The following is a 12,387-nucleotide window of genomic DNA, read 5'->3' as shown; positions in this document are numbered from 1 at the left end:
TTATTATCTTTATTTATTTCAAATTATTCCAATACCAGCTTACTGCTTCTTTTAATCCTTCTTGAAGAGAATATTTAGGATTGTATCCTAAAAGGCTTTTTGCCTTGTCAATACTTGCTAATGAATGCGGAATATCTCCTGCTCTATTTACACCATATATAATCTCTACATCAGCAATTTTTGGGTCAAATTCAGATAAATATTTTTTTAAATATTTTACTAAATCATTTAATGTGCTTCGATCTCCAAAAGCTGTATTATAAACTGTATTAAAAGCAGACTCATTTTGAGTTGTCATGGCTAGTTCATTCATCTGAATTACATTATCTATATATGTAAAGTCGCGCGAATAATTTCCATCACCATTAATTATTGGGCTTTCATTATTCATTAATTGTTTAACAAATTTTGGAATTACTGCCGCATAAGCCCCATCTGGATCTTGTTTTCTTCCAAAAACATTAAAATAACGTAATCCGATTGTTTCTAAACCATAAGCTTTACTGAAAATTTCAGCATATAACTCGTTTACATATTTAGTTATTGCGTAAGGAGATAATGGTTTCCCTATTATGTCTTCTACTTTTGGTAATCCTTCAGAATCTCCATATGTAGATGAACTAGCTGCATATATAAAACGTTTTACTTTTGCATCTCTAGAAGCAACCAACATGTTTAAAAAACCTGAAACATTTACTTCATTAGTTGTTATAGGATCATTTATAGATCTTGGAACAGATCCTAAAGCGGCCTGATGTAAAACATAATCAACACCTTCAACTGCTAAAATACAATCTTCAATATTTCTTATATCACCTTCAATTAATTTAAAGTTTGGATTCTCTATAAAATCCTTTAAATTATGATGATGACCAGTAGAAAAATTATCTAAACAAATTACTTTATGACCTAATCCCAGAAAATATTCTGACAGATTGGAACCAATAAAGCCTGCTCCACCAGTAATTAGTATTGTATTTTGATTTGAAATTTTCATTTGTTCAAAATTATCTTTTTCTAAATTTACCAGAGATCAAGTTCCAAAGTCCGCTTTGTTTCTCTTCTTCATGATATCCATTCGAATAAGCTCCGTAACCATATCCATATCCATACGTAGCTCCATACTTTGCTTTATTCTCAAAGCCATTAAAGACGATACTTGTATTATTCAATTCTCCTCTTTTAACTTTATTATTCAGCAACGTTATCATATCTTTTTTCGTATAATTCTGCCTAACAATATACAAAGTAACATCAGCATATTGAACAAGTTCTGAAGCATCTGAAACTAAACCAACTGGTGGTGTATCTAGAATTATATAATCGTATTTTTGTTTTAATTCATCTATTAATTCTTTCATTGCATCGCTTAGAATTAATTCAGATGGATTTGGAGGAATTGGCCCAGAAAGTATTACATCAAGATTTGTAATTTGTGTTGAATTTGTAATTTCATCCAAAGTGTTTTGCTTAATTAAATAATTAACAACTCCTAATTGTTTATTTGTTAAAGAAAATTCATCTGCTAATCTTGGTTTTCTTAAATCCAAACCAACGATGACAGTTTTCTTTTCACTTAACGCAAAAACTGTGGCAATATTAATAGAACAAAATGTCTTTCCTTCACCACTTATAGATGAAGTGATCATTAAAGTTTTTGAACCATGAAGCTGTTGTCTCTTATATAAAAATTGTAATGAAGAACGTATACCTCTAAATGCCTCTGAAAGAGCAGATTTTGGTTTCTCAAAAACGGCTAAACTTACTGCATCTTTATTAACTCCTATTACTCCAATTATTGGTATTTCGGTCAATTTACTAATATCTTCAGTATTTTGAATTGAATTATTAATAAAGAAAATTGCAATTACAAACATAAGAGGAATTAAAATCCCCAAAAACAGCGCCAAAATATAATTTGCAGAAGTTTTTGGCCCTATCAATCCTCCGCCAATGTCTTTTGCAGAATCAATAAAATGAATATCTGACAAATTCGAAGCTTTTACAATTTCTGCTTCATTTCGTTTTTGAAGAAACTCAGTATAAATATTGTCATTTAAATCGTATTTTCTCTGAATCTTTAATAATTCTTGCTGTTCTTCAGGCAATTTTTTAACAGTATTTTCAGCTTGGCCAATCTTTGCATTTACCAAAGATAAATCATATAATAAAGAAGATTTGGCTGAAATTATGTTTTCTAACAACACACTTTTTACAGCCTGCATTTGATTATCGAAGTCTTTAAAAATCTTATCGCTTTTTACGGCATATGCCATCTCTGATCTTTGTGCTGAAAGAGCAATAAGCTTTGAAACATTTGCAACAATATTTGGATCTTCTATACCAGCAACAGAAGGTGCAGGTAATCTTGAATAATCGACACTATTATTTAAATAAGATCTTAAAGAATTATAATAGGCAATTTTTCGTGTCACTTGGTCTTTTTCAACATCGAAATTCATTATTTTATCTGAAAACTTAGCACCGCCTCCTTCAATTTCATAAATATTTTTACCTTTCCTGAAAGTTTTCAACTCATTCCCAGTTTGTTTCAACTGTGCTTCCATAGCAACAAGTGTACTATCTATAAATCTTATTGTATTCGTTGCAAACTGATTTTTACCATCTAATTGAATTTTTATCAACATTTTTACTGTTGCGTTTAAGTATTCAACCATTCTGGCTTTATTGGTTCCCTGCATTCCTAAAGTTAGAAGCGACCCTCCATTTTTATCACTATCTACACTTATCCCTCTATAACGAGAAACCGTTCCATTAAAATCATTGAATTTTACAAAATATTCTTTCCCTTTATAAAATCCTGGATTATCATTAATTTGTAATTTCCAATTTAAAAAAGGCAGAGAAACTTGCTCACCTACTTTATATTTTTTAATAAATGTTGCAGGTTGTACAGAAGTATTACTATAAACATTAGTTGAATAAGTAATTAACGAAACTGAATTACTTTCAAATGGTATTAGAATTTGATATTCATTTTCACTTAAAAATTTTACACTAATTAAAGTATTTGCAAGCTGCCCTTTTGTTTTATCTATATCAACATAAAATGGAACTGCTCCGTAAGAATCAATTAAATTATATTTTCCTTGTTCAAGATAATCAATATAGTATTGCAATTTATCAACAACTAATTCATTATGTGACCTTGATTGCAATATGGTAGAAATTCCGTTTACCTGATCTGAAATTCCTCCCCAATTAAAAACTAAACTCGTATTAGATGTAAAAAACGGATTGCTTTCTTCTTTAATAGAAATCATGGTCTGCATTCCGTAAATTTTTTCTTTTCGAATGTTTACCTGATATGCAATTGTAAAAGCAATAATCAAACTCACCAGAAACCATTTCCAATAACTTAAGATTTTTAATAAAAATCCTTTAAAATCAAAATTTGAATGATTCTCAAAAATGGAAAAATCTTTTATATCTAACATCTTAATAAATTAATTTTTAATTTCTGATTATCAAATAAACTGTTGTTGCCAATGACAACAGCGTAATAACGGTACCTATAGACTGTATACCAGTTTGTCCAGTTCCCCAGGTTTTTTGTTTTAAAGGCTTGACATATATATAATCATTTGGCTGTAAATAATAATAGGGAGACTTCATAACATTCACATCTGTAAGGTCTATTTCATTCATTTGCACACCTGTTGGCGTTTGACGAATTACAGTTACTGCTTTCCTATTACCAACAGTGGTAATATCACCGGCATTCGCAATAGCCTCCATAATATTTACATTCTCTTTAAACAATGTTTTTGTTCCTGTACTCCCAACCTCTCCGTTGATCGTATATCTAAATCCTGCTAATTTTACAGTAAGAAAAATATTAGCTTCGCTTTTAAAATATTCTTCATGCAGTTTTTTTTCTATTTTAATTCGAACTTCTTCTAAAGTATAACCAATAACATTAATTTCTCCTAAAATTGGCATTCTGATATTACCATGGTCATCAACAGTAAATCCATCGAAATATAATGAAGATTCAGATTTTCCACTACTAGAAGCTTCTGTTGTATTAAAAATCGAAACCAATTTAGGATCGATAGCTTTTATACTAATACTTAAAACATCATTTACTTGCAATCTATAAGGTTTAGATTCTACTGATGCAATATTATTTTGTTCAGATGAAGTGTTTTTATCCTGCAAATACACCAAATCATTTAAAGGGATGCATGATGTAAATAATGTACTAATCAGCAATAATATATAGAGGCTGTTTTTTGTCATTTTGAAAATTTTAACGCAAATATAGTTTTTCCTTTAGTTTTCAGGAAATCTATATATTATTTGATCGCATTTAATTGCTTTTGAAAGTTTTTTCGAACGGAACACGATGTAAAATACTTCTTCCAAGTGTAATTTCATCAGCATATTCTAATTCATCTCCAACAGAAATTCCTCTTGCTATAGTAGAAATTACAATTTCTGAATCGGCGATTTGTTTATAAATGTAAAAATTTGTGGTATCGCCTTCCATAGTAGAACTCAAAGCGAAGATAATTTCAACCACTTTTCCTGATTTTACTTTCTCAACTAAAGTAGAAATATTTAATTGACTTGGGCCAACTCCCTCAATTGGAGAAATTTTACCTCCTAAAACGTGATAAATCCCTCTGTATTGTCCCGTATTTTCAATTGCCATGACATCGCGGATATCTTCTACAACACAAATCGTCTGATGATTTCTGCTAGTATTTGCGCAGATTTCACAAATCTTTGTATCTGATATATTATGGCAATTTTGACAAAATTTGATATCCTCGCGCATATTTAATAATGCCTGTGATAAAAATCCCGTTTGTTCTTTTGGCTGCTTTAACAAATGAAGAACTAAACGCAATGCTGTACGCTTACCAATTCCTGGTAATTGCGACATTTCGTTAACCGCTTTTTCAATAAGTTTTGATGAAAATTCCATGACGACAAAAGTAATACTTTTAATGGTATAGCAGGCTTTGCCACAACTAAAATCAATATTCAAAAGATTAAATATTCTTACTATTCTTTTATGGGAATCCCGAGATTTCGGGAGCCATAAAAGATATAATCATTAGCTAAAAAAACTAATATTGATTCGTAGCCAATAAAACCAAAGTACATGCAACTTCAACTTCAATATTGTTCAATTCTAATAATTGATATAATTCAGGGTTTTCAGTTCCGGGATTGAAGATTACTCTTTTAGGCTGTGCTTCAACAATGTAATTATAATAATCACGTTGACGATTAGGATTTAGATATAAAGTTACTGTATCAATATTTTTAACAGGAACGGCTTTGGTGTGAATTTTTACCCCTGCCACTTCTCCAGTGTTTTGTCCAATAGCAAGAACAGTATGCCCTTTTTGAGTTAATGCATTTATTGCTCTAAAAGCATAACGATCAGGTTTTGTGGTTGCTCCAAGCAACAATGTTTTTTTATTTTTCATTATATTAGAATATTCTACAAAAGTAGTCAAAAAGGGCGAGCTTAATTTATTCTATTGATTTAGAATATTGACTGTAAAAAATAATATGATAATATAAATTTACATCCAAGTATTAAAATTTGACTATTTTTACTTCACTAACCAATATTATATGGATTTATTTATTTACCTATTTGCTGCACTTTTCTCAGTACTAAACCCAATTGGGACAGTTCCCATTTTTGTTGGATTAACACAGCATGATTCTCAAAAAGAACGCTCTAGAATTTCTTTATGGACTGCCATAAATGTTGGTATTATCTTATTGGTTTCTTTTTTTATTGGCCAATATGTTTTGACTTTTTTCGGAATAAGTATTGATGCTCTTCGAATTGCAGGCGGAATTGTGATTGTTAATTCTGGTTTCTCATTACTTTCTGGTAAATTCAATAAAAAAAGAGGTATCAATAAAAAAATCGAAAACGAAGTACAACAAAGAAATGATATTGCTTTAACTCCATTAGCGATCCCAATGCTTGCTGGACCAGGTTCTATTTCTTTATTAATTGCATTTTATCAAGAACACCATCAAATGGAGGAAATCATTTTTTCTTGTCTTGCAATTTTAGCAATAGCTGTAGTCATATTTGTAATTCTAAAAAGCGCACATTATCTGGCAAGAATTTTAGGTGCATCAGGAATTGTAGCAATCTCAAGAATTGTCGGTTTTATTGTAATTTCTATCGGAATTCAATATATTGTAAGTTCGATTGTTAATATTATAAAAGGAAATTTTTAAAATGTTTCCACATTTATATAAAATAAAAAAGGGATAAAAACTTAGTGTTTCTATCCCTTTTTTATTTTATTGACTAATTTTAATTTCTTGGCAAAAATACTTCAGCCATCATACATCTTGCACTTCCACCTCCACAGGCTTCAATTGTATCTAAACTCGAACTTAAAATTTCAGCGTGTTTTTCTAATTGTTGAATTTGTTTTGGAGTTAAACTTTGATGAGCTGATGCACTCATAACGATATATTTTTTATCATTCGTTCCTCGAACTTCCAACATATTTCCTGCGAAATTATTAACCTGATCTTCTGTAATTATAATAATTTCTTTTTTATCGTCTTTTAGATTATCAAGAACCATTTTACGTTCTTTTTTATCATCGATACAATCTGCACAAATAACCGCAAATGTTTCTCCCAAACACATCATAACATTGGTATGATATATCAATTTACGTTCCCCATCAACAGTTTGAAAAGCTTCAAAAATTACCGGAGCATAATCAAAATCTTCGCAAAACTCAATAAACAATTCTTCATCAGCGCGAGGAGATAATGCACAATATGCTTTTGCATTGGCACGATCTAAAAGTAAGCTTCCTGTTCCTTCTAAAAAATAACCATCATCTTCTGCAGATGTATAATCCATTATATTAGAAATTTCAAAGCCCTTTTCCTCCAAAGTATCTAAAATATCTTCACGACGTTCTAAACGACGATTTTCTGCAAACATTGGATAAAGAGCAACATCTCCATTTTCGTGAAATGAAACCCAATTGTTTGGGAAAATACTATCCGGAGTATCCGTCTCCAAATTATCTTCAATTACGGTCACATCAACACCAACAGCTCTTAGTTTTTCAACAAAAGTATCAAACTCTTGCTGCGCTTTTGCATTAACTGTACTTGGCAATAATCCGTCTAATACTTTTTGGTAATAATTATTTACAGCTGTCTGCTCATTCATTCTGAAAGCAACAGGCCGAATCATTACAATTGCATTTGTTGTTTGTTTCATTTTTTATATTTTTCGTTTCAAGTTTTAAGTTTCAGGTTTCACGTCTTGTAAAAAACTTGAATCTGAAACCTGAAACCCAAAAACTATTCTTAGTCTCTAATTAATGGCAAAGTTGAACATCTCAACAAACCTTCTTGTTTTGCAATTTCAGCATACGGAATTTCTTCTACAGTAAAGCCATTTGCTCGAAGCCAATTATTTAGTCGGGTAAAGTTTTTCTCAGAAACAACAACATCTTTATCAATCGAAAATACATTCGAAAACATATTGTACATTTCCTCTCTTTCGATATGAAATAAGTTTTCTTTTCCAAATAGATTTACCAAATACAAATAATCTGCTTCTTCACGGAAACCTCTTTTGTAAATGATTCCTTTATCTTTTCCAACTGGCTGAAAACAACAGTCTAAATGCAATGCATTGTCACGAGCTTCTAACTTCGATTTAACCAAATCAAACTCTTTTACAATCTTATTTGGAAACAATTCTTTAATATAATTTACGCCATGCATATTTGTTCTGGCAGTAATATAATCTTTGTAGTCGCTTCCTTTGTATGTACCAATAAAAATATGATCATTCCAAAGCATAACATCACCTCCTTCAATGTGAACTTCTTCTGGCGGGCGTACAACTTTTATTGCATCAATTTGATCAATCACATATTGAATTGCATCTAACTCGCGTTCACGATCTGGTAAAATATTTGATTTTATGAAAACATCATCAATTACAAATCCTATATCTCTGGCAAAAATTTGATTGTAGTTTTCAATCATTTCAGGACGATAAACAGTTACATCGTATTTCTGAAAAACAGCATTAAAAGCATCCATTTCAGCAACCATATCTTTTTCGATAGGATACGTTCCGGCTTTAATATGTTCCAATGATTTAGGATCATAGGCCTCTTCTAATGAAGGAGTTGGCCCATTATGAACGGCTGAACCCAAAACTACAGCACGCAATCTTGACGTTTCGTTCTTTACATTTAATTGCAACATAACTTTATTATATTTTTGACAAAGATAAAAAAAGCTTTACAGTTAAGTAAAGCTTTAGTTTTTTTATTTGTTAGACTTAAAGTCTCTTAAAGGATGTCCAGTATAAATTTGTCTTGGCCTTCCTATTGGTTCTTTATTTTCACGCATTTCTTTCCATTGTGCGATCCAGCCTGGAAGTCTGCCAATTGCAAACATAACAGTAAACATATCTGTTGGAATTCCTAATGCTCTGTAAATAATTCCAGAATAGAAATCAACGTTTGGATATAAATTTCTTGATTTGAAATAATCATCTTCAAGAGCTGCTGCTTCTAATTTTTTAGCAATTTCTAAAATCGGATCTTCAACACCTAAAGTTTCTAAAACTTCTTTAGCTGCTTTTTTAATGATTCTAGCTCTTGGATCAAAGTTTTTATAAACTCTGTGACCAAATCCCATTAAACGGAATGGATCATTTTTATCTTTAGCTTTTGCCAAGAATTTATCAGTATCTCCACCATCTTTATTAATTTCCTCTAGCATTTCAAGTACTGCTTGGTTAGCTCCTCCGTGAAGCGGCCCCCAAAGAGCAGAAACTCCTGCAGAAATAGAAGCAAATAAACCAGCATGAGATGAACCTACCATTCTTACTGTAGATGTTGAACAGTTTTGCTCGTGATCTGCATGAAGAATAAATAATTTATCTAAAGCATCAACTACAACAGGATTCGCTGAATAAGGTCCTGTAGGCAATTTAAACATTAACTGCATAAAATTATCTACATAACCTGTTGTGTTATCGTAATAATTTAATGGATACCCCATAGATTTTCTATAAGTCCAAGTAGCAATTACAAGAAATTTACCCATTGTTTTACAAATGGCTTCGTACATTTCTTTTTCATTGTCTACATTAACTGCTTTTGGATTAAATGCTGTTAAAGCACTTGTCAAAGCAGATAAAACTCCCATTGGGTGAGCTGTTTTTGGAAAACCATCAATGATATTTTTCATTTCTTCGTTTACCAAAGTATGTTTTTTAATACCATTTTCAAACTGCTCTAATTCCTGAGCTGTTGGTAATTCTCCGAAAATCAAAAGATAAGAAACTTCTAAAAAACTAGCTTTTTCTGCTAAGTCTTCGATTGAATATCCTCTGTAACGTAAAATTCCTAATTCTCCGTCTAAGAAAGTGATTTCACTTTTACAAGATCCAGAGTTTTTATATCCCGGATCAATTGTAATAATACCTGTTAAATCACGTAATTTGTTAATATCGATAGCTGATTCATTTTCACTTCCTGTGATTACCGGAAGCTCAATTTTTTGACCATCTACTTCTAATGTAGCTATTTTTGACATAATATAATCGGAAATAATTCTATAAAATAATAATTTATCAAATCTAAGGAATTTAAGACTAACTAAAAAAAGAATCCTGCTATGAATTTGTTAAAACTCCAAAAAAAAACCATTCGTTAACACGAATGGTTTCTTTTCAACATATAACTCTTACGATTATTTGATCTTGAAAGCGTTTAATCCAGGGAAATAAGCAGTACTTCCTAACTCTTCTTCGATTCTTAATAATTGATTGTATTTTGCCATACGATCAGAACGAGAAGCAGAACCTGTTTTAATTTGTCCACAGTTTAAAGCAACTGCTAAATCAGCAATTGTATTATCTTCTGTTTCTCCAGAGCGGTGAGACATTACTGAAGTATAACCAGCGTTTTTAGCCATATTTACTGCAGCAATAGTTTCTGTTAAAGTTCCAATTTGGTTTACTTTTACAAGGATTGAATTAGCGATTCCTTTTTCAATACCAGTTGACAAACGCGCAACATTCGTAACAAATAAATCATCACCAACTAATTGTACTTTATTTCCAATTTTTTCAGTTAAATATTTCCATCCATCCCAGTCGTCTTCATACATACCATCTTCGATAGAAATAATTGGATATTTAGCCGCAAGTTCAGCTAAATAATCAGCTTGTTCTTCAGATGTTCTGATTTTTCCAGTTTCACCTTCAAATTTAGTATAATCGTATTTACCGTTTACATAAAACTCAGAAGCTGCACAGTCAAGAGCAATCATAATTTCGTCACCAAAAGTATATCCAGCTTTTTCAACCGCTAATTTGATAGTATCTAAAGCATCCTCAGTACCACCTGCTAAGTTTGGAGCAAAACCACCTTCATCACCAACAGCTGTACTTAAACCTCTGTCATGTAAAACTTTCTTCAAGCTGTGGAAAATTTCAGTTCCCATTTGCATAGCGTGTGTAAAAGAAGTTGCTTTTACAGGGAAAATCATAAATTCCTGGAATGCGATAGGCGCATCAGAGTGAGAACCTCCATTGATGATATTCATCATTGGAACAGGTAATGTATTAGCAGAAACTCCACCTACATATCTGTATAAAGGCAATCCAAGTTCGTTAGCAGCAGCTTTTGCAGCAGCCAAAGAAACTCCTAAAATAGCATTAGCTCCTAATTTAGATTTATTTGGAGTTCCATCTAAATCGATCATTAATTGATCAATTGTATTTTGTTCAAAAACAGAAGTTCCAACTAGTTCCTCAGCAATAACAGTATTTACATTGTTCACTGCATTCAAAACTCCTTTTCCAAGATAAGCCTTACCTCCATCACGTAATTCAACAGCTTCGTGTTCTCCGGTTGATGCTCCAGATGGAACTGCAGCTCTACCTAAAACTCCGTTTTCAGTTACTACATCAACCTCAATAGTAGGATTTCCTCTGGAATCCAAAATTTGTCTTGCGTGAACTTTAATTATAATACTCATTATTTTTGTTTTTTATTAATAGATTATAGATTTTTTTTCGAAATTAGAAAAATATTTAATATTAAAAACGTATTTTCTTTATTAAACACCTTTATTTATTAACTACATCGTTTTAGACACAGCTAGTTTTATATTCTCAACAAATTGATCAAATAAATATGACGAATCATGTGGTCCCGGACTTGCTTCTGGGTGATATTGTACTGAAAAACAATTCTTATTTTTCATTCTCATACCTGCCACAGTTCCATCATTTAAATGTAAATGTGTAATCTCTAAATCAGGGTGATTATCTAACTGTTCTTTCTTTACAGCAAACCCATGGTTTTGAGAAGTAATTTCTCCTTTACCTGTAATAATATTTTTTACCGGATGGTTAATCCCACGATGTCCATTAAACATTTTATAAGTCTGAACACCATTTGCCAAAGCAATTACCTGATGGCCTAAACAGATTCCAAATAAAGGTTTATCCTCTGCTAGAATTTTCTTTGCAACTTCGATCGCTCCAAATAGTGGATCTGGATCTCCAGGTCCATTTGACAAGAAAAACCCATCTGGATTAAAGGAATTCAAATCTTCATAAGTTGAATTGTATGGGAAAACTTTTATATAACAATCTCTCCTAGCTAAGTTTCTTAGAATGTTCTTTTTGATTCCAAGGTCAAGTGCTGAAATTTTATATGTTGCATTTTCATCACCAACAAAATAAGGCTCAGTTGTAGATACTTTTGAAGCCAGTTCCAAACCTTCCATGTCAGGAACGTTTGCTAATTCCTTTTTTAAATCTTCAATTGAAGTTCCATCTGTACAAATAACAGCATTCATAGCTCCATTGTCACGAATATAACTTACAAGAGCTCTTGTATCAACATCAGAAATACAAATCAGATTTTGTTTAGCAAAGTAATCTTCCAAACTTCCAGAAGCACCTTCTCTAGAATAATTAAAGCTAAAGTTTTTACAAACCAAACCAGCAATCTTGATGCTGTCTGATTCAACTTCTAAATCATTAACACCATAATTACCAATATGCGGATTAGTCGCAACCATAATTTGACCAAAATAAGAAGGGTCTGTAAAAATCTCCTGATATCCGGTCATTCCAGTATTAAAACAAACTTCACCAAAAGTTTTACCGCTGATTCCGATAGATTTACCATGAAAAATAGTTCCATCGCTTAGTAATAAAATGGCGCTTTGTCGTGTTGTGTATTTCATTCTTTAATTTGTATTGTTTTTAATCGTCTTATGAAACTTTAATGTTTCATTTGTAATTAGATATTTTGCAAATTTACTTCTTTAAAAGAGTGCTGCCAAGATTTTTTAAATTTT

The 12,387-nt window shown here is 31.4% G+C and carries 11 protein-coding genes; 1 reads left to right on the top strand and 10 read right to left on the bottom strand.

From position 1 onward, the window contains the following. Positions 1–13: 13 nt before the first annotated feature. The 5 genes from J2Y38_RS13320 to J2Y38_RS13300 form a co-directional block, all read right to left on the bottom strand. Positions 14–997: an SDR family oxidoreductase gene (locus tag J2Y38_RS13320; RefSeq protein WP_309843302.1), complete on the bottom strand. Its 984-nt coding sequence runs from the start codon at positions 995–997 to the stop codon at positions 14–16. 10 nt (positions 998–1,007) lie between these two features. Next, positions 1,008–3,458 (bottom strand): polysaccharide biosynthesis tyrosine autokinase, encoded by a 2,451-nt coding sequence (locus J2Y38_RS13315; RefSeq protein WP_309843300.1) that lies wholly within the window; start codon positions 3,456–3,458, stop codon positions 1,008–1,010. A 16-nt stretch (positions 3,459–3,474) separates the two neighbouring features. Next, a complete protein-coding gene (locus J2Y38_RS13310; RefSeq protein ID WP_309843298.1) occupies positions 3,475–4,263 on the bottom strand; it encodes a polysaccharide biosynthesis/export family protein in 789 nt (262 codons plus the stop codon). A gap of 70 nt (positions 4,264–4,333) precedes the next feature. Beyond that, the gene (recR, locus tag J2Y38_RS13305) at positions 4,334–4,954 is read right to left on the bottom strand and encodes a recombination mediator RecR (protein ID WP_256636080.1); all 621 of its coding nucleotides are present in this window, start codon (positions 4,952–4,954) and stop codon (positions 4,334–4,336) included. Between the two features lie 145 nt (positions 4,955–5,099). Continuing rightward, a complete protein-coding gene (locus tag J2Y38_RS13300) occupies positions 5,100–5,465 on the bottom strand; it encodes a CoA-binding protein (protein WP_056200582.1) in 366 nt (121 codons plus the stop codon). A 151-nt stretch (positions 5,466–5,616) separates the two neighbouring features. Here J2Y38_RS13300 and J2Y38_RS13295 point away from each other — a divergent pair, with 151 nt between their 5' ends. After that, positions 5,617–6,243, top strand: a complete 627-nt coding sequence (locus J2Y38_RS13295) for a MarC family NAAT transporter (RefSeq protein WP_256636081.1) — start codon at positions 5,617–5,619, stop codon at positions 6,241–6,243. Between the two features lie 79 nt (positions 6,244–6,322). On the opposite strand, the gene ctlX is transcribed toward J2Y38_RS13295, so the two are convergent. From ctlX to carA, 5 genes are all read right to left on the bottom strand, one after another. Further along, on the bottom strand, positions 6,323–7,258 hold the full coding sequence (gene ctlX / locus J2Y38_RS13290) for a citrulline utilization hydrolase CtlX (RefSeq protein WP_309843289.1): 936 nt from the start codon (positions 7,256–7,258) through the stop codon (positions 6,323–6,325). Between the two features lie 89 nt (positions 7,259–7,347). Then, positions 7,348–8,262 carry a dimethylarginine dimethylaminohydrolase family protein gene (locus J2Y38_RS13285; protein ID WP_180861035.1) on the bottom strand — a complete coding sequence of 305 codons (915 nt, stop codon included), beginning with the start codon at positions 8,260–8,262 and terminating at the stop codon, positions 7,348–7,350. Positions 8,263–8,325: 63 nt separating this feature from the next. Beyond that, positions 8,326–9,603: a citrate synthase gene (locus J2Y38_RS13280; RefSeq protein ID WP_309843283.1), complete on the bottom strand. Its 1,278-nt coding sequence runs from the start codon at positions 9,601–9,603 to the stop codon at positions 8,326–8,328. Positions 9,604–9,759: 156 nt separating this feature from the next. Next, positions 9,760–11,052, bottom strand: coding sequence for a phosphopyruvate hydratase (eno, locus tag J2Y38_RS13275; RefSeq protein WP_053470835.1), 1,293 nt, complete (start codon positions 11,050–11,052; stop codon positions 9,760–9,762). Positions 11,053–11,154: 102 nt separating this feature from the next. After that, a complete protein-coding gene (gene carA / locus J2Y38_RS13270) occupies positions 11,155–12,273 on the bottom strand; it encodes a glutamine-hydrolyzing carbamoyl-phosphate synthase small subunit (RefSeq protein WP_309843279.1) in 1,119 nt (372 codons plus the stop codon). Positions 12,274–12,387 lie beyond the last annotated feature (114 nt).

It is taken from the genome of Flavobacterium sp. 2755 (assembly GCF_031455715.1).
Lineage (GTDB): Bacteria > Bacteroidota > Bacteroidia > Flavobacteriales > Flavobacteriaceae > Flavobacterium.
The sequence above is the reverse complement of the archived record's forward strand: the minus strand, read 5'-3'. Positions and strand labels throughout refer to the sequence as shown.